The organism is Micromonospora sp. CNZ309, from assembly GCF_002846525.1.
On record NZ_PJNG01000001.1, the window covers coordinates 1,950,602 to 1,976,449 of the forward strand.

The 25,848-nt window shown below is 74.4% G+C and carries 24 protein-coding genes; 8 read left to right on the forward strand and 16 right to left on the reverse strand.

Annotation, left to right across the window (positions count from 1 at the left end; translation table 11 throughout):
• Positions 1–20: 20 nt before the first annotated feature.
• The 5 genes from lon to CLT72_RS07830 all read right to left on the reverse strand — a co-directional run bounded on the left by lon (position 21) and on the right by CLT72_RS07830 (position 5,537).
• Entirely contained in the window at positions 21–2,351 is a 2,331-nt protein-coding gene (gene lon, locus CLT72_RS07810; protein WP_101410377.1) for an endopeptidase La, read from the reverse strand.
• A 38-nt stretch (positions 2,352–2,389) separates the two neighbouring features.
• On the reverse strand, positions 2,390–2,647 hold the full coding sequence (locus CLT72_RS07815; RefSeq protein WP_101410379.1) for a hypothetical protein: 258 nt from the start codon (positions 2,645–2,647) through the stop codon (positions 2,390–2,392).
• Between the two features lie 23 nt (positions 2,648–2,670).
• Entirely contained in the window at positions 2,671–3,777 is a 1,107-nt protein-coding gene (locus CLT72_RS07820) for a putative manganese transporter (protein WP_101410381.1), read from the reverse strand.
• A gap of 70 nt (positions 3,778–3,847) precedes the next feature.
• Positions 3,848–4,717, reverse strand: coding sequence for a manganese catalase (locus CLT72_RS07825; RefSeq protein ID WP_101410383.1), 870 nt, complete (start codon positions 4,715–4,717; stop codon positions 3,848–3,850).
• A gap of 58 nt (positions 4,718–4,775) precedes the next feature.
• Positions 4,776–5,537: a sensor histidine kinase gene (locus CLT72_RS07830; protein ID WP_158241990.1), complete on the reverse strand. Its 762-nt coding sequence runs from the start codon at positions 5,535–5,537 to the stop codon at positions 4,776–4,778.
• A gap of 58 nt (positions 5,538–5,595) precedes the next feature.
• Between CLT72_RS07830 and CLT72_RS07835 the strand changes: the two genes are divergently transcribed.
• The 3 genes from CLT72_RS07835 to CLT72_RS07845 all read left to right on the forward strand — a co-directional run bounded on the left by CLT72_RS07835 (position 5,596) and on the right by CLT72_RS07845 (position 8,289).
• On the forward strand, positions 5,596–6,237 hold the full coding sequence (locus CLT72_RS07835) for a response regulator transcription factor (RefSeq protein ID WP_101410387.1): 642 nt from the start codon (positions 5,596–5,598) through the stop codon (positions 6,235–6,237).
• A 137-nt stretch (positions 6,238–6,374) separates the two neighbouring features.
• Positions 6,375–6,722, forward strand: a complete 348-nt coding sequence (locus CLT72_RS07840; RefSeq protein WP_101410389.1) for a histone-like nucleoid-structuring protein Lsr2 — start codon at positions 6,375–6,377, stop codon at positions 6,720–6,722.
• 313 nt (positions 6,723–7,035) lie between these two features.
• On the forward strand, positions 7,036–8,289 hold the full coding sequence (locus CLT72_RS07845) for an MFS transporter (RefSeq protein ID WP_101410391.1): 1,254 nt from the start codon (positions 7,036–7,038) through the stop codon (positions 8,287–8,289).
• Positions 8,290–8,337: 48 nt separating this feature from the next.
• On the opposite strand, the gene CLT72_RS07850 is transcribed toward CLT72_RS07845, so the two are convergent.
• Both CLT72_RS07850 and CLT72_RS07855 read right to left on the reverse strand, forming a co-directional pair.
• Positions 8,338–9,561: a hypothetical protein gene (locus CLT72_RS07850; RefSeq protein WP_101410393.1), complete on the reverse strand. Its 1,224-nt coding sequence runs from the start codon at positions 9,559–9,561 to the stop codon at positions 8,338–8,340.
• A gap of 364 nt (positions 9,562–9,925) precedes the next feature.
• Positions 9,926–10,810 (reverse strand): hypothetical protein, encoded by an 885-nt coding sequence (locus tag CLT72_RS07855; protein WP_101410395.1) that lies wholly within the window; start codon positions 10,808–10,810, stop codon positions 9,926–9,928.
• Between the two features lie 156 nt (positions 10,811–10,966).
• Here CLT72_RS07855 and CLT72_RS07860 point away from each other — a divergent pair, with 156 nt between their 5' ends.
• Positions 10,967–11,533, forward strand: coding sequence for a GNAT family N-acetyltransferase (locus CLT72_RS07860; RefSeq protein ID WP_101410397.1), 567 nt, complete (start codon positions 10,967–10,969; stop codon positions 11,531–11,533).
• 7 nt (positions 11,534–11,540) lie between these two features.
• Here CLT72_RS07860 and CLT72_RS07865 read toward each other — a convergent pair whose 3' ends face one another.
• Positions 11,541–12,398: a phytanoyl-CoA dioxygenase family protein gene (locus CLT72_RS07865; RefSeq protein ID WP_101410399.1), complete on the reverse strand. Its 858-nt coding sequence runs from the start codon at positions 12,396–12,398 to the stop codon at positions 11,541–11,543.
• Positions 12,399–12,539: 141 nt separating this feature from the next.
• On the opposite strand from CLT72_RS07865, the gene CLT72_RS07870 reads away from it, so the two are divergent.
• Positions 12,540–13,268 (forward strand): helical backbone metal receptor, encoded by a 729-nt coding sequence (locus CLT72_RS07870; RefSeq protein WP_101410401.1) that lies wholly within the window; start codon positions 12,540–12,542, stop codon positions 13,266–13,268.
• A gap of 88 nt (positions 13,269–13,356) precedes the next feature.
• Here the strand turns inward: CLT72_RS07870 and CLT72_RS07875 are convergent, their stop codons facing one another.
• Together CLT72_RS07875 and CLT72_RS07880 are read right to left on the reverse strand one after the other, a co-directional pair.
• Entirely contained in the window at positions 13,357–14,310 is a 954-nt protein-coding gene (locus CLT72_RS07875) for a TerC family protein (protein ID WP_101410402.1), read from the reverse strand.
• 489 nt (positions 14,311–14,799) lie between these two features.
• Positions 14,800–15,498: a CBS domain-containing protein gene (locus CLT72_RS07880; RefSeq protein WP_101410404.1), complete on the reverse strand. Its 699-nt coding sequence runs from the start codon at positions 15,496–15,498 to the stop codon at positions 14,800–14,802.
• Positions 15,499–15,689: 191 nt separating this feature from the next.
• On the opposite strand from CLT72_RS07880, the gene CLT72_RS07885 reads away from it, so the two are divergent.
• Both CLT72_RS07885 and CLT72_RS07890 read left to right on the forward strand, forming a co-directional pair.
• Entirely contained in the window at positions 15,690–16,259 is a 570-nt protein-coding gene (locus CLT72_RS07885) for a DoxX family membrane protein (protein ID WP_172896515.1), read from the forward strand.
• 299 nt (positions 16,260–16,558) lie between these two features.
• Positions 16,559–16,951, forward strand: a complete 393-nt coding sequence (locus CLT72_RS07890; protein WP_101410406.1) for an FKBP-type peptidyl-prolyl cis-trans isomerase — start codon at positions 16,559–16,561, stop codon at positions 16,949–16,951.
• Positions 16,952–17,304: 353 nt separating this feature from the next.
• On the opposite strand, the gene CLT72_RS07900 is transcribed toward CLT72_RS07890, so the two are convergent.
• Positions 17,305–17,655 carry an STAS domain-containing protein gene (locus CLT72_RS07900; protein ID WP_101410410.1) on the reverse strand — a complete coding sequence of 117 codons (351 nt, stop codon included), beginning with the start codon at positions 17,653–17,655 and terminating at the stop codon, positions 17,305–17,307.
• A 154-nt stretch (positions 17,656–17,809) separates the two neighbouring features.
• On the opposite strand from CLT72_RS07900, the gene CLT72_RS07905 reads away from it, so the two are divergent.
• On the forward strand, positions 17,810–18,829 hold the full coding sequence (locus CLT72_RS07905; RefSeq protein WP_101410412.1) for an SMP-30/gluconolactonase/LRE family protein: 1,020 nt from the start codon (positions 17,810–17,812) through the stop codon (positions 18,827–18,829).
• A gap of 76 nt (positions 18,830–18,905) precedes the next feature.
• Here CLT72_RS07905 and CLT72_RS07910 read toward each other — a convergent pair whose 3' ends face one another.
• The 5 genes from CLT72_RS07910 to pdhA all read right to left on the reverse strand — a co-directional run bounded on the left by CLT72_RS07910 (position 18,906) and on the right by pdhA (position 25,799).
• On the reverse strand, positions 18,906–20,174 hold the full coding sequence (locus CLT72_RS07910) for a L,D-transpeptidase (RefSeq protein ID WP_101410413.1): 1,269 nt from the start codon (positions 20,172–20,174) through the stop codon (positions 18,906–18,908).
• Positions 20,175–20,454: 280 nt separating this feature from the next.
• The gene (locus CLT72_RS07915; RefSeq protein ID WP_101415021.1) at positions 20,455–22,119 is read right to left on the reverse strand and encodes a right-handed parallel beta-helix repeat-containing protein; all 1,665 of its coding nucleotides are present in this window, start codon (positions 22,117–22,119) and stop codon (positions 20,455–20,457) included.
• A gap of 142 nt (positions 22,120–22,261) precedes the next feature.
• The gene (locus CLT72_RS07920) at positions 22,262–23,623 is read right to left on the reverse strand and encodes a dihydrolipoamide acetyltransferase family protein (protein WP_101415022.1); all 1,362 of its coding nucleotides are present in this window, start codon (positions 23,621–23,623) and stop codon (positions 22,262–22,264) included.
• Positions 23,620–24,636, reverse strand: coding sequence for an alpha-ketoacid dehydrogenase subunit beta (locus tag CLT72_RS07925; protein ID WP_089000009.1), 1,017 nt, complete (start codon positions 24,634–24,636; stop codon positions 23,620–23,622). The genes CLT72_RS07920 and CLT72_RS07925 overlap by 4 nt, the downstream gene beginning before the upstream one ends.
• Positions 24,636–25,799 carry a pyruvate dehydrogenase (acetyl-transferring) E1 component subunit alpha gene (gene pdhA, locus CLT72_RS07930; RefSeq protein WP_101410415.1) on the reverse strand — a complete coding sequence of 388 codons (1,164 nt, stop codon included), beginning with the start codon at positions 25,797–25,799 and terminating at the stop codon, positions 24,636–24,638. Before pdhA ends, CLT72_RS07925 begins: the two co-directional genes overlap by 1 nt.
• Positions 25,800–25,848 lie beyond the last annotated feature (49 nt).

The following is a 25,848-nucleotide window of genomic DNA, read 5'->3' on the forward strand; positions in this document are numbered from 1 at the left end:
AGGGGGCCCTTCCTTGCACCTCAGGCGGCGGTCAGCGCCGGGTCGGGGCGGGTGTCGGCGTCGGCCGGGCGCAGCGCCAGGGCGAGCACGTCGGCGACGTCGGCCAGGGTGTGCACGGTCAGCGCCTCCCGCACCTCGGCGGGCAGGTCGTCGAGGTCCGGCTCGTTGCGGGCCGGGATGATCACCTCGGTCAGGCCGGCCCGGTGGGCGGCGAGCAGCTTCTGCTTCACCCCGCCGATGGGCAGCACCCGGCCGGAGAGGGTGACCTCGCCGGTCATCCCGAACTCGGGCCGCACGGGCCGGCCGCTGGCCAGCGACGCCAGGGCGGTCACCATGGTGATGCCGGCGCTGGGTCCGTCCTTCGGCACCGCGCCCGCCGGGACGTGCAGGTGGATCCGCCGTCCGGCCAGGGCGTTCGGATCGAGCCCGAGGCGGCGCCCGTTGGAGCGCAGGTACGACAGCGCGATGTGCGCCGACTCCTTCATGACGTCGCCGAGCTGGCCGGTCAGGGTCAGCCCCGGCTCGCCCTCCATGCTGGTGGCCTCGATGAAGAGCACGTCGCCGCCCGCGCCGGTGACGGCCAGGCCGGTGGCGACGCCGGGCACGGCCGTGCGCTCCGCCGACTCCGGGGTGAACTTCGGCCGCCCGAGATAGGTGGCGAGGTTGCCGGTGTCGACGCGGACCGGCGCCGGGTCGGCGGCCAGGGCCACGGCGACCTTGCGCAGGATCTTCGCGAGCGCCCGTTCGAGCTGCCGCACGCCGGCCTCGCGGGTGTACTCGCCGGCGATGCGGGCGAGGGCGTCGTCGGCGACGTCGACCTCCTCGGCGGTGAGCCCGGCCCGCTCGCGCTGCCGGGGCAGCAGGTGGTCGCGGGCGATGGCGACCTTCTCCTCCTCCGTGTACCCGTCGAGGGTGACCAGCTCCATGCGGTCCAGCAGCGGGCCGGGGATGGCCTCCACCACGTTGGCGGTGGCCAGGAAGAGCACGTCGGACAGGTCGAGGTCGACCTCGAGGTAGTGGTCGCGGAAGGTGTGGTTCTGCGCCGGGTCGAGCACCTCCAGCAGGGCGGCGGCCGGGTCGCCGGAGTAGCCGGGGGCGAGCTTGTCGACCTCGTCGAGGAGCACGACCGGGTTCATCGAGCCGGCCTCGCGCAGGGCGCGCACGATCCGGCCGGGCAGCGCGCCGACGTAGGTGCGCCGGTGGCCACGGATCTCGGCCTCGTCGCGTACGCCGCCGAGGGAGACCCGGACGAAGTTGCGGCCGAGCGCGCGGGCGACCGACTCACCGAGGCTGGTCTTGCCGACGCCGGGCGGGCCGGCGAGGGCGAGCACCGCGCCGGAGCCCCGGCCGCCGACGACGCCGAGGTTGCGCTCGGCGCGCCGGTTGCGCACGGCGAGGTACTCCAGGATGCGGTCCTTGACGTCGGCCAGGCCGGCGTGGTCGGCGTCGAGCACGGCGCGGGCGGCGGCCAGGTCGGTGTGGTCCTCCGTACGGGTGCCCCACGGCATCTCCAGCACGGTGTCGAGCCAGGTCCGGATCCAACCCGCCTCCGGGGAGGCGTCGCTGGCCCGCTCCAGCTTGCCGACCTCGCGCAGCGCCGCCTCGCGGACCTTGTCGGGCAGGTCGGCGGCCGCCACCCGGGCCCGGTAGTCGGCGGAGCCGTCCGGCTCGTCCTCGCCGAGTTCCTTGCGGATGGCGGAGAGCTGCTGGCGCAGCAGGAACTCCCGCTGGGACTTCTCCAGCCCCTCGCGGACGTCGGTGCTGATCTGCTCGGCGATCTCCTGCTCGGCCAGGTGGTCCTTCACCCAGCCGACGAGCAGTTCCAGCCGCGCGGTGACGTCCGGCGCGACGAGCAGTTCGGTCTTCTGGGCGAGGCTGAGCCAGGACACGTAGCCGGCCGAGTCGGCCAGCTCGGAGAGGTCGGTCATCCGCTCGATGGCGTCGATGACCTGCCGGGCGCCGCGCTGCTGGAGGACGGACGTCATGAGGGCGCGGTACTCGCGGGCGAGTTCGCGGGCACGCCCGGCGGGGGCGGGTTCGTCGAGTTCGGTCGCCTCGACCCAGAGGGCGGCGCCGGGGCCGGGCACGCCGGAGCCGATCCGGGCGCGGGACAGGCCGCGGACGACGGCGGCCGGTTCGCCGCTGGGCAGCCGGCCGACCTTCTCGATGGTGGCGACCGCGCCGACGGGGCCGTACTCGCCGTCGAGGCGGGGCACGGCGAGCAGCGTGCCCTCGCCGGTGGCGCGGGCCGCGTCGACGGCGGCCTGGGTGGTCGGGTCGAGGGTCACCGGGATGACCATGCCGGGCAGGAGCACGGCGTCGGTCAGGGGAAGTACCGGGAGAGTTGCCATCGAACACCTGCTATCGCGTTGAGTTGAGCGTGTCCAACTCAAGTAACAAAACGTTCCCCTTGTTCCGAACTGTGATCCAGGCCACCGGCCGCCGCCGCGCTGCGCCCCGGACGCAGCAGCTCCCGCACCCCGCCGGCACCCCCGGCGACCGCCACCGCGAGCGGGATCGCCACGCAGGTCAGCGCCAGTGCGGCGACGGTCCAGCCCGGCAGGCCGGCCACCGCGGCGACGCCCGTCAGCGCGGCGAAGACGAGGAGCTTGCGACGGGTGCGGGCGATCGGGATCGCGACGGACATCGGGATCTCCCCTCCGTACGGGATCAGAGCAGGACGAGCAGCGCGGCGCCGACTGCCGCCGCCGGGACCGTGGTGACGACGGTGGCGAGCGCCGCCGAGTGCCGGCGCAGCGCGGCGAGCGGAATCAGCGCGTCCCCGTCCTGGCTGATCGCGTTGGCGACCAGGGTGGGCAGGGGCAGGCCGCCGCTGACGTACAGGCCGGTGAAGACGATCTGCACCGCGCACCCGGGGATCAGGCCGATGCCCGCGCCGACCAGCACGCCGACGAGCCCGGTGAGGGCGAGCTGGGAGCCGTCGAAGCCGGTCGTGGTCGTCACCACCTGCCAGCCCAGGTACGCCACCGCGACCCAGACGGTGACGAAGGACGCCTCGTGCGCGCTGTGCCGCAGCGTCTCCCGCAGCGAGCGGGGATGCGCCGTCTCCAGGCTGTCGTCGGCCAGCCGTCCCCGGCCGGCGGCGAAGATCAGCGCGGCGGTCAGCGAACCGAGCACCCCCAGCGCCAGGTACGGGTCGACGCCCCCGAAGGACCGGCTCAGCGCGCCCGGGTCGACCAGTTGGAAGACCACCGGCACCGAGACGGCGAACGCCGGCGTGGTCAGCCCCCAGAACGCCGTGGACGCCGGTACGCGCGGCAGCAGCCCGCCGAGCAGCCGCCGCGCCCCGGCGAGGTCCGGGCCGCCCACGGCCGCGAGTCCTACCGGCGTGGGTGCGGCGGCGACCCGGCGGTTGACCGCGCGGGCCGGATCGATGCCGAGCGCGTCGACGACGTACCCGGTCACCAGGCCGACCGCGAAGAGCAGTACGTGGATCTTCAGGGCGAACACGGGATTCCAGGCGAGCACCACCCAGGACGAGTCCCCCATGGTGGCCGTCAGGGCGGCGACCACCGTGCCGAAGGAGACCTTCCCCCGGGCGTAGAGCGGCATCAGGACGATCGCCCCGCCGCAGCCGGGGCTGACGCCCAGCAGCGCACCGACCAGCGGGCCGAGCCGGGGCCGGCTGGTGAGCCCGTCGGTGACCCGGTCGCCGTAGCGCCAGCGCAGCCAGCCGAAGAGCGCCACCATCACGGCGACGTACACACCCACCTGCATGAACGCGTCCGCGAGCGGACGGAGCACGAGTTCGGTCACGGCACACCTCCTCGGGGTACGGCGTCGCCGGGGCCGCCCGCCGCTCGCGGACACCCCCGGCACGACGGCGTCAGGTGAGCTTGCTCTTGACCTTGTTGACGGCGCCCTTGGCGAGGCCTGGGTTCGTCCCGTAGAGCCTCGGGTCGCCGGGCGGCAGGACCGGCTCGGGCGCGTGCGCGCGCGGGCTGTGGTCGTAGCGGAACTCGCCCTTGCCGTCGGGCGCAGGCCCGGACGCCCAGCGCCCCTCCGACGCGTCGGTGCCCGGCGAGAAGTCCAGGTACGTGTAGCTGAACTTCTCGGTGAACTCCTTGGAGTCCGGGAACGCGTCGGGCACCGGCATCTCCTCCAGGCCGTCCTCCTTGAGCTGTTCGATGGCCGCCATCCACATGTTCTGGTGCATGGTGTCGCGGGCCAGCAGGAAGCGCAGCATGTTCTTGACCCCGGGATCGTCGGTCATGTTGAACAGCCGGGCCACCTGGAGCCGGCCCTGCGCCTCGGCGGTGACGTTGAGTTGGAAGTCGGCCATCAGGTTGCCGCTGGCGGTGATGAAGGCGCCGTTCCAGGGCACCCCGTTGCTGTCGGCCGGCAGCGCCCCGCCGCCGCCGTGGATGAAGTGCGCCGGGTTCGAACCGCCGTAGATCGCCCCGACCATCGGGTTGTCGTCGGCGGCCTCCTGCAACGACAACGGGGCGTTCTCCAGCAGCCGCGTGATCATCGTGGCGATCATCTCGACGTGGCCCATCTCCTCGGTGCCGACGTCGAGGAAGAGGTCCTTGTACTTGCCGGGCAGGCGGCAGTTCCAGCCCTGGTAGAGGTACTGGTTGGCGACGGTCATCTCGCCCCACTTGCCGCCCAGGATCTCCTGGAGCCGGCGGGCGAACGCGGCGTCCGGACCGTCCGGCTTGGCCTCGAACTGAAGGTCCTTGATGTGGCTGAACAACGTGTCCTCCTCGGTGCCGGTCGGGCTGTCACCGAGGCGGTTCCCCCGACGGCCGGCCCTATCGGGCCAACCGGTGGCCCCGCGGGGACGGCCTACCGGCGCCGGGCACGGGCAGCACCACCTCGAGGGCCACTCCGCGCGGTCGCAGCCGGTGCAGGCGCAGCCGTCCGCCGTCGGCGGCGAGCAGCCGCCGGACGATCCACAGCCCGAGCCCGGAGGCCCCGGCGCCGGGGCCGGGCCGGCTCAGGGCCTCGACGAGGGACGGGTCGATCCGGCCCTCGTCGGTGACGACGATGCTCAGACCGCGGGGGCCGAGCCCGGCGTGGATGCCGATCCGGCCGGCGGCCGGGCCGTGCCGCAACGCGTTCTCCACCAGGTTGGTGACCACCTGCCGGGTCCGCCGTCGTGGCACCGGGCAGCCGCCGGCCCGCCGGGTCACGTCGATCAGCCGCCGGCCCGGTGGCACCAGGCTCGCCGCGCCGCGCAGGATCTGCGCCAGCGGCGCCGCCGGGTCCGCCGCCGGCGCGAGCGCACCGGTGCCGGCAGCCGCGTCCCGCAGCAGGCCCTGAAGGTGTACGGCCTGCTCGTGGGCCAGCGCCGTGACGGCGCGCCGGTCGTCGCCGGTGAGCGCGAGCCGGTCGTCCGCGAGGGCGCGGGTGAGCGAGGTGAGGGCGCTGACCGGGGTGCGGAACTCGTGGCAGAGCACGCGGAGCAGCAGTTCCGGGTCGGTGTCCAGGGCTCCCGGATCGGCGGGACCCGCCTCGGGTCCCGCCCACCGGAGCACCCGCAGCGGGCCTCGCCACCCGTGCCGTGCGCGCATCCGCCCGACCTCCCTCGTTAGGCCGCATGATCGGTACCCGCTCGGGAACGGACCAGGCATGCCCGCTCCCCCCGTCGTCCGGTTGGCCGTGGTCGACGACCACCCGCTGTTCGTCCGTGGGCTGGAGCTGCTGCTGCCGGCGACGACCGACGGGCGGGCCGAGGTGGTGGGCTCCACCGTCGACGCCTCGGCCGCCGCCTCGCTCGTCGGACGCTGCCTGCCCGACCTGGCGCTGGTGGATCTGCACATGCCGCCGCCGGGCGGGATCCGTGCGGTGGCGGCGATCCGACGCACCACGCCCCGCGTACGGGTGGTGGCGATGTCGGGCGGGGAGGACCCGGCGCCCGCCCTGGAGGCGCTGCGCGCGGGCGCGGAGGCGTACCTGCCGAAGACCGCCGAGCCGGAGGAGTTGCTGCCCCCGCTGCTGGCCGTCCTGGACGGTTGGGCGGTGCTGCCGGGACACCTGCTGCGCGCGCTGCTGCGTCCCGGCCGGCCGGCCCCGATCGACCTCGACGACGAGGAACGGGTCATGCTGCGCGCCATCGCGGCGGGACGCAGCACCGTCGAGATCGCCGAACGGATGCATGTCTCGGAACGCACCGTGAAGCGGATGACGGCCGCGCTGCTGCGGAAGTTGCGAGTATCCACGCGGGCCGAGGCGGCGGCGCTCGCGGGTCACGCCGGTCTGCTCGGCGACTGAACGCCGGGCTTTGCGCCGACCCGTTTTCCCGCCATAACACGACTCGCCGAAATGAGGACGACGCGCATTGTTGCGGATTCACCGTGGGATAGGTCAAACTTTGACCACACCCCGCCCCACACAGGGAGTAATTGACGATGGCGAGAAAAGTAATCACGGTCCTGACCGACGACCTCGACGGTGGAAAGGCCGACCGGACCGTCGAGTTCAGTCTGGACGGCGTGGCCTACACCATCGACGTCTCCGACGAGAACGCGGGCGTGCTGCGCAAGGCCCTCGACCCGTACATCAACGCTGGCCGGCGGATCGGGCGAGGATCCGTCGACGCCGGGCGGCCCCCTCGGCGGGCGGGCGCGTCGGGCGGCTCGGGAATGGACCGGGAGCAGAACCGGGCCATCCGGGAATGGGCCACCAAGAACGGCTACAAGATTTCCGAGCGTGGCCGCATCCCGGTCGAGGTCGTCGAGGCGTACAAGAACCGCTGACCGCCGGGCTCACGCTCGGGCTCGTGCGGGGTCACGCTGAGGAATCAGCGCGGCCCCGCCGGTCATTTCCCACGGCGGACCATTCGCGGGGCCCGCACCCGCCGGCGGGTCCATTCTCGGCCCGCTCCCATTGCAGCATCGACCATCGGCGACGCCGGAGCGCTTCGAGTCGTCCGACAACGCGCGTTCGCCGACCTCCCGGCCGTGATCATCGCCACGATCACACCGAGGCCCCCCGCGATCGCCACCCCTACCGAGTGTAATGAGCGACAGCTTTGTCGAGCATTACCTGCGCGGATCTCGGGAGTGGCGGATGACGCGATGGTGGAGCCAGACGGCGGGCGGGTTGCCCCGCACCTTCTGGTACCTGTGGACGGCCACGCTGATCAACCGGCTCGGCAGCTTCGTCGCCATCTACCTCGGCGTCTACCTGGTGTCCGTCCGCGGCCTGAGTCCCGCGTACGCCGGGATCGTGATCGGGCTGCACGGGGCCGGCGGCGCGGCCGGTGGCGTGCTCGGCGGGATCATCGCGGACCGGTGGGGGCGGCGACCCGCCATGCTCACCGGAAACGTGGCCGCCGCGGCGGCGGCGCTGGCGCTGGGCGTGAGCGGGCACCCCGTGGCGATCGCGGCCCTCACCCTGCTGCTCGGGCTCTGCCTGGGCGTCGCCCGGCCGGCCTTCACGGCGACCGTCATCGACGTGGTGGGCGAACGGGACCGCCTGCGGGCGCTGACACTGAACTACTGGGCGATCAACATCGGGTTCGCCGTCGCCGCGACCGTGGCCGGCCTGCTGGTCCGGGTCGAGCCGCTGCTGCTGTTCGCGATCAACGCGGCGGTGCTGCTCGGCACCGCCGCGCTGATCGGCCTGACCGTGCCCGAGTCGCGCCCCGCCCCGGTGACCGTCGCGCAGGTCGCCCGCGTCGACGCCGGCGGGCTCGGCACCGTGCTGCGGGACCGGGTCTTCCTGACCTTCACCGCCCTCACCGGCCTGGCCTGGCTCTGCATCGAGAGCAGCGCGATGCTGCCGGTGGCGTTGCAGGCCGACGGGCTGCCGGCGTCGGCGTTCGGGCCGGTCATCGCGGTCAACGGTCTGATGATCGTGCTCGGACAGCTCTTCGTGCCCCGCCTGATCGGCCGCTTCGACCGGTCCCGCACCGTCGCCGTGGCCGTCGTGGTGATCGGCGCCGGCTTCGCCCTGACCGCGCTGGCCGACGCCGTCTGGTTCTACGCGCTCACGGTCGGCGTCTGGACGCTCGGCGAGATGCTGATGACCCCGTCGAACTCGGCGCTGACCGCCGACCTGGCGCCGGCCGCCCAGCGCGGCCGATACCAGGGCGTCTACTCGCTCGGTCACGCCTTCGCCAGCTTCGCCGGGCCGACGCTGGGCGGCCTGGTTGCCGCCCGGTTCTCCACCGACGTGCTCTGGCTGGGCCTGTTCGGGCTGGCTCTGCTGGTGGCCGCCGGCAACCTCGCCGCCGTACGGCCCCGGGCCCGGCGGATCAGCGCCCTGCGCGCCGCCGCGGCGCCGGCCGCCCCGCGGGAGGCGGCGGCGACGCTGGCGTGAGCGCACCGTCCGGGGCCGGCAGGTCCGCCCGCCGGCCCCGGACGGCGGTCAGCCGACCTCGATGCGCACCACGTCGAAGGCCGGGGTCTGGTTGGCTCGTTCCATCATCGGCACCCGGTGCGAGCCGTCGCCGGCCCAGACAGCGCACTGGGCGGTGCCGGAGCCGGGCAGGCCGGGAACCTGGATGGTGACGTCGTCGGGTTCGGCACCACCACGGCTGTCCTCGGTCGCGACGAAGAACGCCGGCACCTCCTGCGGCTCCGGCGGCCGCCGGAGGCTGCCCAGCATCCGGCAGGCGGTGTGGAAGTGACCCCGCACCAGTCCCTGGTCGTTGAGCAGCGAGCTCTCCACGTAGTACCCGCCCTGCCCGGCCGTCAGGAAGCGGTCCCGCACGAGGTTGCGGGTGGAGACCCGCAGGGTGAACGGCTGGTTGGCGTTCACCCGCTCGGGGAATTCGGTGATCAGCAGCGACGGATTGTTCGCGGCGGCACCGACCTCACCGAACGCGGTGCTGACGCAGCGGTTGCCGTTCTGGAAACCGTCGTGCGGCTGCAACCGGCTGTCGTCGCAGTCGTTCGCGATCACGCCCAGTCCGGAACCGGGACCGCCGTTGTTCCCACCGCCGTTGTTGCCGCCACCGTTGTTGCCGCCGCCGTTGTTGCCCGTCGGGGCGACCCGGCACTCCGCGAGCCGGGCCAGGCCCGGCGGCCGGGGGCCCACCCGGTCGATGGCGATGGTGATCCGCTCCAGCGTCGCCCGCCGCTTGGCCGCCAGCGGCTGGAGGATCGAGGTACGCACGAACTCCTCGCCCCGCCGCCCCTCGGCGGCCAGCCGCCGGTCCGCCTCGGCGATCTGGGTCCGCAACAGGTTCAGGTTCCGGTCGACCTCGGCACGGGCGCGATCGGGCACCCGCGGGAGCTGGCCGGCCACGTCCGGGCAGGCCACGGCCGAGCCGCCGTTGTCGGCCCCGCCGCCGCGCGTCTGCTCGCACTCGGCGACGGTCTGCTGCCCGTCGCCCCAGTGGTTGCGCACCCACCGGCCGTCCTGCCAGGTCCGGCTGGTGCCGCGCCCGCCCGGCGCGGTCGCGCCGGGGCTGGGCTCCACGCAGGCGGCGGAGGCCGGCCGGGTGGTGGTCGACCGCCGGTCCTCGGCCGACGAGATCTGGGTCACGGCGACGATCCCGCCGAAGACGGCGAGGGTGCCGACGACGGCCAGCAGCCGCTTGCTCCGGGCGGTTCCGGACGACCGGCGCGCCCGTGTGGACCTGCGCATCGAATTGCTCTCCTTCGCGATCCGGTAGTTGATTCGAGACCTCGGCGGACCGACGGGATCGAGGGGGCGCACCCCGACGGGAACCGTCGCGGCGAACCGGCGGCACGTCGATGACCGACGATGCCCTTTCCGCACCGTCTACCGCGTCACGGGACGCGGTCGGGGAGATCCTGTCCATTCCCGCAGGAGTACGGGACGCCCGGCGCGAAGGTTCAACGCGTCCCCGGGAATTCGGCAGGGTCCTTCAGCGCCGACCGCCGTCGGCGGGGCCGACCCGTGGTGCCCTCCGGCGGTCGCGTCGCGCGGCCCGGCCGCCGCCTCCGGGTGGTGCTGGGCGGTGACGTCCACGCAACGGCGGGGCCGGTCAGTCTTCGCAGAGGTGGGCGAACGCGAAGCCGCCCGTCATCTCGTCGTGCCGCGACTGGAGCCGCCGGATCTCGGCGAACAGCTCGTCGCGGGGCGTCAGCACCGGCTCGGCCGCGTCCAGCGTGCGCAGGCGCTCGCCGACGGCCACCGCCGCCAGGTCCTCGGCCAGCCGCCCCGGGTCCACCCCGGCGGAGACCCGCCGCTCGCGCACCGTCACCCGCTCCACGAGGCAGGCGTCGGGGCGTACCTGCACCCAGCTCCACCCCTCGGCGGGTCCGTCCGCCCAGCGCACGTGCAGGCCCCGGACGATCGGGTCGGCCAGCCGCCGCGCCACGAACGCCTCGACGGCGGCGGCCCGGGCCAGGGCGCCGAGGTCGTTGACGGGACCGGTCCGCCCGTCGGGCAGCCGGCCGAGGATGTCGCGGAAGCCGACCGGCGGTGCCTCGGTGTCGTCGGGCTCCCCCGCGCCGAGGGCCGCATACGCGCGCGCGTCGATCACGTACGCCACGATCCGGCGCCCGTGGGCCTCGGCCCGCAGTGTCGGCGACCCGATCCGCAGCACCGCCAGGCCGACCGCCTCGGCGACCGCGTTCCTGAGCCGCTCGACCCGCTGCCCGGCGGAGTTGGGAGGCGCGTCGGGGCCGATCTCGACGGCGAAGACGGGCCGGGCCGTGTCGGCGGCGCAGACGACGAGGTCGTAGCCCTCCCGGCTGGCCGTGCTCCACTGGTTGCCGGTGACGCCCGGCGGGCGCCCCTGCACCAGCTCGCCGAGCCGGCGGGGACCGTGCACGAGCTGGTCGCCCCGGACGAGCAGCGGGCCGCGCCCACCGTCCCCGGCGACCGCGCGCAGCCAGGAGCCGTCCCCACCACCGGTGCTCGTCATTCGCCTGATCCGTCCGTCCCGCCGCCGGTCCCGGCCGACGCGTCGGCCGGGGCGAGTCTAGGCGGTCGATCATGGCCGGCGTGGTGGTGGTGCCCCTCGGGCCGTACGCCCGGAATTCGATTGAGGCCGCGCGCCCCGTGCCGCTGGGATGGGCGGGTGAGCGTCTTCCTGAGCACCCCACGGCTGGTGCTGCGCGAGTTCACCCCCGACGACGCCGACCTGCTCGTCGAGCTGGACGATGATCCCGAGGTGATGCGGTACCTCACCGGCGGGCGCCCCACCCCGCCCGAGGCGGTCCGGGAGCGCGTCCTGCCCCGGATCCTCGCCCACTGCCGACGAGCGCCGGGCCTGGGCTGGTGGGCGGCGCAGGACCGGCGCTCGGGCGCCTTCCTGGGCTGGTTCGAGTTCCGCCCGACCCGCGACGGCGACGCCTGGGAGGTGGAGCTGGGCTACCGGCTGCGCCGGGACGCCTGGGGCGCCGGGCTCGCCACGGAGGGCTGCCGGGCGCTGATCGACAAGGGCTTCGCGGAGCTCGGCGTGCGGCGGGTCACCGCGAACACGATGACCGTCAACGCCGCGTCGCGCCGGGTGATGGAGAAGTCCGGGCTGCGGCTCGTGCGGACGTACGTCGGGGACTGGCCGGAGCTGATCGACGGCGCGGAGCACGGCGAGGTGGAGTACGCGCTGACCCGCGAGCACTGGCTGCGTCGCGACGCCGACTAGGTGCGGGCTACTCCGCGCCCATCACCAGGCCCTCGATGGTGTGCTTCTGCCGGATCGGCGTCAGGGCGTCGACCACCGGGCAGGACAGGTGCGCGCGTACCTGCTCGGGCAGGCCCGCCCAGTATTCCCGGGTGACCGCCATGTCGTGGTGCTCGGCGTTGCCGGCTCCCGGCGCGTCGACGCCGAGCACCAGCACCGGTCGCGACAGGGTGGACACGTTCGGCGTGCCGCGGTGCACGGTCAGCGCGGACCGGGCGGAGACGTCGCCGCGCCGCGGGTACTTGCGGACCGCCCGTTGCTCGTAGCGGGGGTAGCGCTCCCTCGGCGGGAACATCTGGTGGTCGAAGTCCCGCCCGTCGTCCCACTGGGTGCCCGGGGCGATCTCGAACGGCCCCATCTCCTCCACCGTGTCCACCGTGGTGAGGTTGAAGGCCAGCGACGTCAGCCGCCGCTGCCGGCGGGTGTCCTCCGGCATCGGGAAGTCCCGGTGCCACGGCTGCAGGACCGCGCCGGGGAACGGGATGTCGAAACCGAGCTCGACGATCTGGTAGTCGGGACCGAGCACGGCCCGGCACACCGAGACCACCCACGGATGGGTCACCAGGTCGACGAAGCCGCGCAGCTGCTCGGGGTGGATCTCCACGTACCACCGCTGCGGGCCGCGGCCGACCGCGCCGTCGGGGCGGGAACGGGCCTCCCGGAAGGCGGTCTCGACGTCCTCGCCGACGCGGTCCACCCAGTCCACCGCGAAGGCGCCCCGGCAGGCGGTGATGCCGTCACGGTAGAGCTCGCCGAGCGCCACCAGGGGCACCTCCTCCTCGGCGGGGGCGGCGGGGGGCGCGGGCGGGGTGGCGTGGGGCCTCATCGAACCTCCTGAGGGGACCAGGCGAGTATTACAACGTTGTAGAGCCGTCGCAAGGGACGCCTGTCCGGCGACCGGATCGCGGGTCGGGGCATGATCGACCGGTACGCTGGCGCTCGGCGTGCCGACCGGGGAGGTGCACGGATGCGCGTCGTGTCGTTGGTGCCGTCGCTGACCGAGGCCGTCGCCCTGACCCTGCCGGGTCTGCTGGTCGGCGCCACCGACTGGTGCACCCACCCCACCGGGCTGGAGGTGACGCGGGTCGGCGGAAGCAAGTACCCCGACCTCGACCGGGTGCTCGCGCTGCGCCCCGACCTGGTCCTGCTCAACGTCGAGGAGAACCGCCGCGAGGACGCCGACGCGCTGAGCGCCGCCGGCGTGCCGGTGCGGGTGACCTACCCGCGTACCGTCGACGAGGCGCTGGCCGAGCTGGCCGACCTGATGCGCGACCTGGGCGCCCCCGCCGAGCCGGAGTGGCTCGCCCTGGCCCGCCGGGCGTGGGCCGACCTGCCTGCGGCCCAACCGGCCCGCCGGGCGGTCGTGCCGGTCTGGCGGCGGCCATGGGTGGTGCTGGGCGCCGACACCTTCGCCGGCGACGTGCTGCGCCGGCTCGGCGTGACCAACGTGTACGCCGAGCACGTCGAGCGCTACCCCCGCCCGGCCCTCGACGAGCTGCGCGCCCGCGCGCCGGAGCTGGTCGTGCTGCCCGACGAGCCGTACCTCTTCACCGCCGACGACGGGCCGGAGGCGTTTCCCGGCACCCCCTGCGCCCTGGTCTCCGGCAGGCACCTGACCTGGTACGGCCCGTCGCTCGCCGAGGCGCCCGCCGTACTCGCCGCGCAGCTCGCCGACCCCGTCGTGCGACCGAACTGACCCGCCGGGACCCGCCGTCGCCGTCGGGGGTCGACGGTTCCGTCAGTCCTGACCCGCCGGGCCCCCGGCCTCGGCCGCGTTCGCGCCGTCAGCCCCCCGCGCGCCGACGCCGCTCGCGCCGGGCGCCGACGAGGCTCCACCCGATCGCGACCGACAGCGTCAGCACCACCACCGCGAGGGTCAACCAGACCGGCAGCTTCCCCACCGGCGTCTCGGCCAGGATCAGCTTCACCCCGGCGAAGGCCAGCAGCACGGCCAGCCCGTACCGCAGGTGGCCGAAGTGCCGCAGCAGGCCGGCCAGGCAGAAGTAGAGGCTACGCAGGCCGAGTACGGCGAACGCGGTCGCCGTCCAGACGAGGAACGTGTCGGTGGTGATGGCGAGGATCGCCGCCACCGAGTCGATCGCGAAGATCACGTCGGTGGCCTCGATCGCGACCAGCGCCACCAGCAGCAGGGTGGCCCTGCGCCGGCCGTCGACCCGCACGGTGAACCGGCCGCCGTGGTAGCGGGGCTCGGTGGGCACCAGCCGCCGGAACGCCCGGACCGCGACGTTGCGGTCGGGGTCGACGTCCGGCTCACCGCGTACCGCCAGTCGCCACCCCGTCCAGATCAGGAAGACGCCGAGCACGACGCCGGCCCAGGTCAGCCGCTCCAGCAGCGCCGCGCCGGCGAAGATGAAGGCCAGCCGGAACGCGAGTGCGCCGACGACGCCCCAGAAGAGCACCTTGTGCTGGTACGCGGCGGGCACCCGGAAGTAGCCGAACAGCAGCGCGAAGACGAAGACGTTGTCGACGGAGAGCGCCTTCTCCAGCAGGTAGCCGGAGTAGTACGCCCCGGCCGGTTCACCGCCGCGCCACAGCCAGACCACCAGACCGAAGGTGAGCCCGGCGGTGATCCAGACGCCGCTCCACAGCAGCGCCTCACGCAGTTCGATCACGTGGTCGTCGCGGTGGGAGAACATGTCGACGGCGAGCATGACGGCGATGACCACGCCCACCGCCGCCCAGGCCCACAGCGGTGCCGCGAACGTCGCCTCGTCCACCCGGCGTCCTCCGCATCCCCGACGGCGGCTCCGCTTACGACGTACGGCCGGCGCATGCCCCCGACCTGCCGGCAGGGCGGACGCCCCCCGGGGGGACCGGCGGCGCGGGTGCACGCGTGGCGCCCGGCACGCACTGGTGCCGGCGCGCCCGATGCCGGCGTACCGGCCGGACCACCCCGACCACGCCCGCGCACTGGAGTCCGGCGGCGCGGGTGCCCGTCCGGCGGCCGGCGGCGGCCCGAGCGCGTCCGATCCCGAGCCTAGGCGAGCCGACCACGGGCCGACGGCGGGTCCGGACAAGTCGGTGCCGCCGACGTTCCGGCCCGCGCCGGCGTCAGGCGTCCGGGCGGCCCTCCGGGGTCGGCGGGGCGGCGGCCGCCTCCCGCGGCGGGCCGGGCCCACGATCGGCACCCGGCGGGTCCCGACCCGCCTCGACCCCTGGGCCGTCCGGACCCGCACCGGCGCGGGCGGGCCCGGACCACGGCCGCGTCAGGCCACCGGGGTGACCCGGTCGGCGTCGAGGTCGACGAGCGCGCTGTCGTCGACGTCGTAGGCGAGGGTGCTGGTCACCCGGACCACGCCGCTGACCTGCTCGGCGAGCCGGCCCGCCAGCTCGACGGCGCTGCGCCGGTCCAACCGGCCGTCGAGCGTCACCTCGCCGTCGCGCACCCGGACCGTGACCAGGCCGTCCCGCACGACGAGCACCCGACGCAGCACCTCCTGCACCACGTCCTCGCGGATCTCCGCGTCGGTGCGCAGGTGCACCCGCAGCAGGTCGCCGCGCGTGACGATCCCGACGAGGCGGCCCAGGTCGTCGAGCACCGGCAGCCGCTTCACCGACTCCCGGTCCATCTGCCGGGCGGCGGCGGAGATCGTCGCCTCCGCCCAGGTCGTCACCGGCGGTGCGGTCATCAGCTCACGCGCCACCAGCGCGTCGGCCTTCTCCCGGGCGGCGCGGCGACGACGCCCCTCGAAGACCCGACGCTCGTCCGGGTGGCCGGCCCGCTCGACCTTGTGCAGGAGGTCCGACTCCGACACCACGCCGAGGACCCGGCGGAACCCGTCCACCACGGGCACACCGCTGATGCCCCGCCGGACCAACGCGTCGACGATCTCCCGGTAGGGGGTCTCCTCCCCCACCGTCGCGACCTCCCGCGTCATCACGTCGCCCACCTGCCACGTCCTCATCACGACCTCCCTGTCGTTTCACCTGCGACGCTACGGCCGGCCCGGCCCGCCGGGTCAGGGCCGCCAGACCGGGCCGGAAGGGGTCCAAGGTCCCGGTCCGGTGGGGCCCGGTCGGCCCTGCCCCGCCGGCGCCGGCCGGCGTCCAATGGAGATGCCACCGGGACAGCGCGGTGCGAGGCACACGAAGGGACGTGGAGACAATGACCGCGACGATCGAGCGCACCACCGCCAGGACCGACGCTCCCGTGGCGGAGACGCGGCACGAGACCACCAGGGAACGAGCGGCCCGGTACGTCTTCGCCGGCATCCGGATCGCCCTCGGCTGGACCTTCCTCTGGGCGTTCCTGGACAAGGTCTTCGGCCTTGGCTTCGCCACCGAGGCGAAGAACGCCTGGATCAACGGCGGCAGCCCCACCAAGGGCTTCCTGACCTTCGGTGCCGCGGGTCCGTTCGCGGACTTCTACCACGGCATCGCCGGCGCCGCCTGGGCCGACGTGCTCTTCATGACCGGCCTGGCCGCGATCGGCGTGGCGCTGCTGCTCGGCATCGGGATGCGCGTCGCCGCGGTCGCCGGCGCGGTGCTCTACGTGATGATGTGGACGGTCGTCCTGCCCCCCGAGAACAACCCCTTCATGGACGACCACCTGCTCAACGCGGCGCTGCTGGTCGGTCTCGCCCTGGTCAACGCCGGCGCGACCCTCGGCCTCGGCAGGGCATGGGCGAAGCTCCCGATCGTGCGGCGGTTCCCCTGGCTGCGGTGACCGGGTACGGCATCTCCCCGCAAGCGGGCGTCACCACCGGTGGCGCCCGCTTCCGCGTGCCCGCCCGGCCGACTCGCGGGCGCCCGGCCGCCTCACCTGCTCGCCCCGCCGCCTCCTGGGCCCGCCCGGGGGGTCTCGCGTGCCCGCCCGGCCACCTCGCCTACCCGTCCGACTGCCGGGCGGCGCGCCGCCCGGAGCCCGTCGGGCGTTCCGGGCGGGACCGCCACGCGGCGCCCGAACGCCATCGGGCAGGATCTCGGGTGACGGACATCAGGACCGAAACGGTAGGAGACTCCCGAATGAACCAGGCAGCAGGCGCCCGCTCGGGCAAGCCCGAGGTGGGTCCGATCGAGGGCGCGCCCCCGGCCGATCTCGTCATCGACGACATCACCGTCGGCGAGGGGCCGGAGGCCCAGCCAGGCCAGCTGGCCAGCGTCCACTACGTGGGGGTCGCGCACTCCACCGGTCGCGAGTTCGACGCCTCGTGGAACCGGGGCGAGGCGTTCGAGTTCCCGCTGGGCGGCGGGCAGGTCATCGCCGGCTGGGACCGGGGCGTCGTGGGCATGCGGGTCGGCGGCCGGCGCCGCCTCACCATCCCGCCGCACCTGGGTTACGGCGACCGGGGCGCCGGCGGCGTCATCAAGCCGGGCGAGACGCTCGTCTTCGTCGTCGACCTGCTCGGCGTGCGCTGAGCGCGAGTCGATCCACCGAGCGGACGGCCGGACGCCGAGCGCGCGGCTGACCGCACGGCGGCGGGCCGGTCACCGCAGCGGGCGACCGCCCGACCACCAACCGGTGCCGCCTACGGACGGCGGACCGGTGCGGACGGCGGACCGGTGCGGACGGCGGACGGCCGGCCAGTGCAAACCACGAACGGCCGGCCGGCCGGTGCGGACGGCGGACGACGGGTCGGTGCGGGCGGCGTACGGCGCCGTCGGCACCGGCCCGCAGGCCACAGCGCCCGGGTTCCGGCCCGCAGGCCACGGCCCCCGGGCCCCGGGCGCCGTGGGTCTCGCGGCGGGAAGGTGCACCGGCGGCACCTCGGTCAGCAGGGCACCAGCTCCCGGCCGGCGCACGGATCCACGATCGGGATGACCCGGTGCAGGCCGGTGGCCCGCAGCACCCGCTCGACGACCGGGTCGGGACGGAGCAGCACCAGCTCCCCGCCCCGGGCGCGGACGCGCAGGTGCGCGGCGACCAGCGCCCGCACCCCGGCGGCGGAGAGCAGTTGGACGCCGGAGAGGTCCAGCCGGAGCACGGGCCGGGGCGGGGCGTCCCAGAGCGCGGAGCGGAAGGCGGCGACCGTGGCGATGTCGACCTCGCCGGTCGCCCGCACCTCCACCTCGTGGTCGGCCACGGTGATCTCCATGTGGAGCCGGTCGTCGCGCTGTCGCATACCGACGAACCTATCCCCCGCCACCGACATTTCCGCCCTGCTGAGGGACCGGATCCGGGTACGCCCAGGGTCTACCCGGAGACTCCCGGATCCTCCTCAGGGATGACGCCCGCAGGGCCTGTGGGCTGCGACATCGGCGGGCGAGAATGGGCGCATGGTCCCTCCCCGCCCCCGTGCGCCCCGGCTGATCCGACCCGTCCGCGAGCCCGCCACCGTGCCGCCACCGCTCGACGGTCCGTGGGCGCCCGCCGACCGCCGGCTCGACGCCGTCGAGCTGCTGCCCCTGCCGGCCGGCGTGTCCGGCCCGGAGGACGTGGTCGTCGACCCGTCCGGGCGGGTCGTCAGCGGATCGGAGGACGGCCGGCTCTGGTGGTGGCCGGTGGACGCGCCGCCCGGCACCCTCCCCCGGCCACTCGCCGACACCGGGGGCCGACCGCTGGGCGTGGAGGTCGACCCGCGCGACGGCAGCCTCGTGGTCTGCGACGCGTACCGGGGGCTGCTGCGGGTGACCGGTGACGGGGCGGTACGCGAGCTGGGCGGGCTCGGGGCGAGGGCGCACCTCGCCGACAACGCCACGGTCGCCCGCGACGGCACGGTCTACTTCACCGACTCCTCCGACCGCTTCCCGCTCTCGCACTGGAAGCGGGACCTGCTGGAGCATCGGCCCAACGGACGGGTGCTGGCCTACGACCCGCGCAGCGGACGCACCGACGTCGTCCGCGCCGGGTTCCACTTCCCCAACGGGCTCGCGCTCACCCCGGACGAGTCGGCGCTGATGCTGGTCGAGACCGCCACCCACCGGCTGGTGCGGGTCGCCCTGGCCGACGGCGCGGTCACCGTCCTGGCCGACCTGCCGGCGTACCCGGACAACCTCACCCCGGTGGGCGACGGGACGTACTGGATCGCGCTGCCCAGCCCCCGGGTGCCGGTGGTCGAGCGGCTGCTGCCCCACCCCCGGCTGCGGCAGCTGGTGGCGGTGCTGCCGGCAGCGGTGCAGCCGAAGCCGCTGCGCTACGGCCTGGTGGCCCAGGTCGACGGCGAGGGGCGGGTGCTGCGCACCCTGCACGGTCCGCGCGGGACGTACGACATGGTCACCGGCGTCCGTCAGCACGGCGACCACCTGTGGCTGGGCAGCCTGACGGGCCCCGGGGTGGCCCGGGTGCCGCTGGGCTGAGCCGCGCGACGACCGGCACGCCGGGGACCGGCCCGCGTGGCGGCGGGCCGGTCCGGCGGGTGTGCGTACGGTCGGATCAGCCGCCGCGCACGGACGGTGCCGGCGCCGGCGAGCCCCCGGCCACCGCGCCCGGGTGCGGCGCGGCCGACGGGGACGGCCGCAGCCCGGCCGGGACGGGCAGGGCGCTGCCCTTGACGAACTCGTCCCAGCTGACGTTCCAGGCCGTCCAGCCGTTGCCCTCGTTCAACTCGACCTCGGTGCCCTTGATGGTGACCAGGTCACCGACCTGCGTGACGCCCATCAGCCAGTCGGCGGCCTCGTTGGACACGTTGGTGCAGCCGTGCGAGACGTTGGTGCTGCCCTGGTCCCCCACCGACCAGGGCGCGGCGTGGATGAACTCGCCGCCCCAGGTGAGCCGCTGGGCGTCCTCGACGTCGACCACGTAGGGGTCGGCCGAACCCCGGGTGTCGAACGTCGTGAACTCGTGCTTCTCCATGATCACCATCTTGCCGCTGGACGTCGGCGTGCTCGGCTTGCCCATGCTGACGGGAATCTTGCGGACCACCTTGCCGTCCCGCAGCACCGACATCTGCTTGGTCGCGTTGTCGATCTCCAGGGCGACCTGCCGTCCGATCTTCGAGGTGGCGGTGCGGTCGGAGTCGCCGACCCGCTCCTTGCCGATCGGCAGGCCCTCCAGCCCGGCGCGGACGCTGATGCTGGTTCCTGGCCGCCAGAAATCGGGGGCCCGGTAGTAGGCCTGGCTGCCGTCGGACACCCACGACCAGGCGCCCGGCTGCGGCGGATCCGTCTTCACGAACAATCGGCGCTGCACGTCGGCCCTGGCCTCTTTCGGAATGGGCGGGTCGAACGCCACGGTCACCGGCATGGCGGTGCCGTACGTCCGGTTACCGGCGAAGTACAGCGTGCTGGTGACTTCCGGCTTCGTCGATTTCGGCATCGTGGTGAAGGTGGTCTTCCGGGTGGTGGTCGTTCCCGAGTCGCCCGTGGCGGTCACCTCCGCGGTGTAGGTGCGCTTCGGCTGCAACGGCGCCTTCGGCACCCAGCCCGAGCCGTCCTCGCGGGGCTCCGCCTCGACCCGAGCGCCCTTGTCGTCGGTGATCCGGACGGCGGTGACCTTGCCGTTCCTGACCGCGGTTCCCACCTCGGCGGTGATCGGCACCTCCCGGGCGCGATCGGCGGGCGTCACGGTCAACTCCGGTGCCGCCGCGGCCCGTTGCTCGGCCGGCCGGGCGCCCGGTTTGCGGTCGGCGGTGCACCCGCCGAGGGCCAACGGCGCGGCCGCGATCGTCACGGCCAGCACCGCCAGTCGCCGCCTCAACTCCATGATGCGTCCCCCCGTTAATTGGTGTCCCTCAGCCACATTCTCTCCACGCCCCGTCGCATGGGTGCGCAATTTCGACGGAAATTGAGAAGCAATTTCGGGAAGCATTTCCCGCCCTGCACCGAATGGGGCCGCTCGCGCCTGCTTCCGGATCCGTCCGCAATCGTCCGCCCCCGCCGTCGCCGGCCCCCTGGTGCCCGTCCGTCCCGCCTGCGCCGCGCCGTCGGCGGTGCCGACGTTCCGGCGCCGCCGTCGATGCTCACGTTCCCGCTCCGTCGGCGGTTCACGTCCAGTCGTCGTCGCCGTGGTTGCGTTCCCACCGGCCGCCCACGGGCGGGGTGTCCATCCGGATCGCCGAGTCGGCGTTGCCGGCGAGGTCGTTGTCCTCGACGCGGCAGTCCACGCAGCTGCCCTGCGCGGTGATCCACAGTCCGTGGTTCTGCGTGCTCGGCTGCTTGTTGTCCCAGATCCGGTTTCCCCGGATGGTGGCCGAGTCGACGGCCGCGTTGATCGCGATGCCGGCCCGCACCGGCGGCCCTGCGGGCAGCTCGTACGGCGTGCCCGGCGCGGGGGTGGCCCCGCTCCACCCGCTCGGCGCGTCCGGCCGGATCGGCGCGAGCGTGAGCTCGGTGTCGTCGTTGGCCGCCACCACGGCGATCCGCTCGCCGACGTGCACCACCTTGCCCCGGTGGCCGTCGTTCGGCCACGTCGCCCGCCGGTCCACCACCGACTTCTCGGTGTACCGCACCGAGTCGCCGTGCCCGCTCATGGCCGGCGCCCACTGCCGCCCGTTGTTCCGGATCCGGTTGCCGACCACGATGGCGTCGCGGATCGGCCGGTCGATGCGGATGGCGTCGGCGCTGTTGCCGTAGAAGTCGTTGCTCTCGATGACGATCTCCTCGGCCACGGCCTCCTCGCAGCCGCCGAGGTCGCGCTGGTGGTAGCCGTACCGGCCGTTGCCGCTGATCCGGTTGCCGCGGATCGTGTACGGGCCCGGGGTGTTGCCGATGCTGACCCCGTCGCGCAGGTTGCCGTCGATCACGCAGTCGGTGAGGATGCCGCCCCGCCCGGCGGTGTGCGTGGTGCCCTTCGCCGAGACGTGGAAACCGGCCTCCAGGTTGCCCGTCATGGTGCAGGCGGAGACGATCAGGCCGTTCGCGCCCCAGTCGGAGATGCCGAAGCGGTTGCCCTGGGTGTGGCAGCCGATGATCCGCACTCCCCGTGGGCGCAGCTGACCCACCTCCTGCAACTCCAGGAAGATGCCGTTGGTGGCGTTGGCGACGGCACTGCAGTTGACGATGTTGAACCGCTCCACGCTGCCCCAGCCGCCGATGCCGACGCCGATGCCCGCGCCACCCATCTCGGTGCCGTTGTCCAGCCGCCCGCAGCCGGCCACCAGCACCCCGTCGATCAGGCAGTCCTGGAGGAAGTCGCAGCCCAGGCCGGTGGCGGCGGTGTGGTGGATGTACAGGTTGCGGAAGACACCCCGTACGACGTACTGCAACCCGAGCCCCTTGGCCAGCGGGTTGTAGTCCGCCGACGCCACTCCCGAGCCGTCGATCTCGAAGTCGGCGAAGGTGCAGTCGGCCAGGTGCCGGTCCCGGTCGGCGCCGTGCTGGAGCGTGGTGTAGAACGCCAGCGGCGACGGGTCGGCCCGGTTGCCGGCGTTGCTGAGCACGAAGCGGGTCGCCCCCGGGCCGGCGCCGACGAGCGACACCCCGGTACGCCACACGGTGCCCGAGTCCCGCATCGAGTAGACCCCGGGCGGGCAGTAGATGATCCTCGCCCGGCCGTCGGCGGCGTACGCGTCGCCGAGCCGGTCCACCAGCGCGGCGAGCGCCGGCTGGTCGTTGGCGGCCCCGTCGCCGACCAGGCCGTGCTCCCGGGCATCGCAGAGCAGCGGGGCACCGGCCACCGCGTGCCGCCGCACGCCTGCGGCAGAGGGCATGTCCGGGTACGCCACTCGTCCTCCCCTCGGCGGGACTGCCCGGCCCGCATTCCCGGCGTGCCCGCGGGAAAACGCGGTTCGGCACGGCGACGGCCCCGGCGCCCGCCGGGAGGCGGAGGGCCGGGGCCGTCGCGGACGCGGGTCAGACGTTGGCGATCAGCACCGCCGGCCGCTCGACGCAGTCGGCGACGTGCCGCAGGAAGCCGCCGGCCACCCCGCCGTCGCAGACCCGGTGGTCGAAGGTCAGGCTGAGCTGCGTCACCTTGCGCACCGCGAGCTGCCCGTCCACCACCCAGGGCTTGTCCACGATCCGGCCCACCCCGAGCAGCGCCGCCTCCGGGTGGTTGATGATCGGGGTGGAACCGTCGACGCCGAAGACGCCGTAGTTGTTGAGCGTGAACGTGCCGCCGGTCAGCCTGGCCGGGGGCAGCGTGCCGGCCCGGGCGGCCGTGGTGGTCGCGGTCAGCTCGGCGGCCAGCTCGGCGGTGGTGAGCCGCTGCGCGTCCCGCAGCACCGGCACGACCAGCCCCCGGTCGGTCTGGGCGGCGATGCCCAGGTGCACCCCGGCGGACTGGACGATCCGCTGGCCCTCGGTGTCGACCCGGGCGTTGAGCTGCGGGTACCGGCGCAGCCCGGACAGGCAGATCCGGGCCAGCAGGGCCAGGATGCTCACCGGCGCGTCCGGGGTCGCCGCGTTGATCGCCGCGCGGGTCTCCAGCAGCCCGGTGGCGTCCACGTCCACCCAGATGGTGACCTCGGGGATCTCCCGCCGGCTGCGGGAGAGCTTGTCGGCGATCACCTTGCGGATGCCGGTCAGCGGGACGACGAGGTCCTCGGCGCCGGGGACGGCCGACGGGGCGGGCTCGTCCGGCACCGCGGCGAGCCGGGCGGCGGGCGTGGCCGCCTCGGCTACGGCGGCCTCCACGTCCGCCCGGCGCACCACGCCGCCGGGGCCGGTGCCGCGCAGGGCGGCCAGGTCGAGGCCATGCTCGCGGGCCAGCCGACGCACGATCGGCGAGATCACCAGGGGCGCCGCCACGGCGTCCGGGCGGTCGGCAAGGACGGCCGGGCGCTCGACCGGGGCGGCGGGGGTGGGATCGGGCGCGGCCACGAGGCGGGGGCGCCGACGCCGCCGCCCCGCGCCGCCGTGGCCGGTGCCGTAGCCGATGAGGACGTTGCCGGAGCCGGCCCGCTCCTCCTCGCGGTAGGTGGCGTGCCCGGCGGGCTCGTCGCCGGCCCCGCCGTCGCCGTCCAGGGGCGCGATGGTGATCAGCGGCTGGCCGACCGGGCGGGTCTCGCCCGCCGCGCCGTGCAGCGCCACGACCCGCCCGGCGTACGGGCAGGGCACGTCGACGACCGCCTTGGCGGTCTCCACCTCGACGACGCTCTGGTCCACCGTGACCACGTCACCCACGGCGACCCGCCACTCGACGATCTCGGCCTCGCTCAGCCCCTCGCCCAGGTCGGGCAGGAGGAAGACCTGCGTACCGTCCACGGTGGTCACGCCGCGCTCCCCCGGCTCAGCCAGCGCCCGTCGGGCTGGTCGTCCCACTGGAGCCGGGCCACCGTGTCGAGGACCCGGTCCACCGACGGCAGGTGGGTGTGCTCCAGCATCGGCGCCGGGTACGGAATGTCCAGCCCGGACACCCGCAGCACGGGGGCGTGCAGGGCGTGGAAGCAGCGCTCCTGCACGCGGGCGGCGATCTCGGCGCCGACCCCGGCGAAGCCCTGCGCCTCCTGGATCACCACGCACCGGCCGGTACGCCGGACCGAGGCCGTGACGGTCTCGTCGTCGAACGGCACGATGCTGCGCACGTCCACGACCTCCAGGTCCCAGCCCTCCTCGCGGGCGGCCTCGGCGGCCTCCAGCGCGACCGGCACCGCCGGCCCGTACGCCACGAGGGTCGCGTCGCGGCCGGGGCGGCGCACTACCGCCCGGCCGATCGGCGCGGTGGTCGTGGAGAGTTCCGCCTCGGCGCTGGAGAAGTAGAGCTTCTTCGGCTCCATGAACACGACCGGGTCGGGATCGTCGATCGCCTGGCGCAGCAGCGAGTACGCGTCCTCGACCGTGGCCGGGGTGACGACCTTCAGGCCGGGGGTGTGCGCGTAGTACGCCTCGCTGGAGTCGCAGTGGTGCTCGACGCCGCCGATGCCGCCGGCGTACGGCACCCGGATGACGATCGGCACGCTGAGCGCGCCCCGGGTGCGGTTGCGCAGCTTCGCCACGTGCGAGGCGATCTGCTCGAACGCCGGGTACGCGAACGCGTCGAACTGCATCTCGACCACCGGGCGCAGCCCGGACATGGCCATGCCGACGGCGAAGCCGACGATGCCGGCCTCGGCGAGCGGGGTGTCGAAGCAACGCTTGTCGCCGAAGCGGGCCTGGAGGCCGTCGGTGATCCGGAAGACGCCACCGAGCGCCCCGACGTCCTCGCCGAAGACGACCACCCGGTCGTCGTCGAGCATCGCGTCGGCGAGCGCGGCGTTGAGCGCCTTCGCCATGGTCAGGGTCGCCATCAGCGCTCACCCTCCTCGTCCGCGGCGGCGGCCAGCTCGGCGCGGACCTGCTCGCGCTGCTCGACCAGTTGTGGGGTGGGCTCGGCGTAGACGTGGTCGAAGAGGCTCATCGGGTCGACCGTCGGCTGCGCGTTCATCCGGGTCCGCAGGTCGGCGGCGTACGCCTCGGCCTCCTCGGCGACCGCGGCGACGGCGGCGTCGTCGAGGGCGCCGCGCGAGCGCAGGTACGTCTCCAGCCGGGCCACCGGGTCCCGGTCCCGCCAGGCCTCGACCTCGGCGCCGTCGCGGTAGCGGGTGGCGTCGTCCGCGTTGGTGTGCGCCTCCATCCGGTAGGTGTGCGCCTCGACCAGGAACGGGCCCTTGCCGGAGCGGGCGTGCTCCACCGCGCGGGTGAGCACGGCGAGTACGGCCACGGGGTCGTTGCCGTCGACCTGCTCGCTGGGCACGCCGTAACCGACGCCCTTGTACGCCAACGACGGCGCGGCGGTCTGCCGCGACAGCGGGACGCTGATCGCGTACCGGTTGTTCTGCACGAAGTAGACGACGGGGGCCTTGAACACGGCGGCGAAGTTGACGCCCTCGTGGAAGTCGCCCTCGCTGGTGGCGCCGTCGCCGATGAACGCCAGCGCCACGGTGTCGCGCCCCTGGTACGCCTCGCCGTAGGCCACGCCGGCGGCGTGCACGCACTGCGTGGCCAGCGGGGTGCACTGCGGGGCGGTGCGCCGCTCGGCGGGGTCGTACCCGCAGTGCCAGTCCCCGCGCAGCAGGGTCAGCACCTCGACGGGGTCGATGCCCCGACTGACGAGGGCCATCGACTCCCGGTAGGTCGGGAAGACCCAGTCCGACTCGCGCAGGGCGAGGACGGCGCCGACCTGGCAGGCCTCCTGGCCACGCGAGGACGGGTAGACGGCCAGCCGGCCCTGCTTGGTCAGCGCGGTGGCCTGGACGTCGAAGCGGCGGCCGACGACCATCCGCCGGTACATCTCGACGAGCGCCTCGACGGGCGGCTCAGGGTAGGCGGCGGGGGCGCGCAGCGGCGTGCCGGTCGGATCGAGCAGACGGACGGGTTCGGTGGCCGGCAGCAGCGGCTTGGCCGGGTCGGGCGGGGTGGCCGCCCGGCGGCTGCGCGGGGCCCTGCGGACCGCCTCGGGTGTGGTCGTCACGGCGGGACCTCCTGGACGTGTGGTGGGCCTATGCTCCTGCTGTCGGATG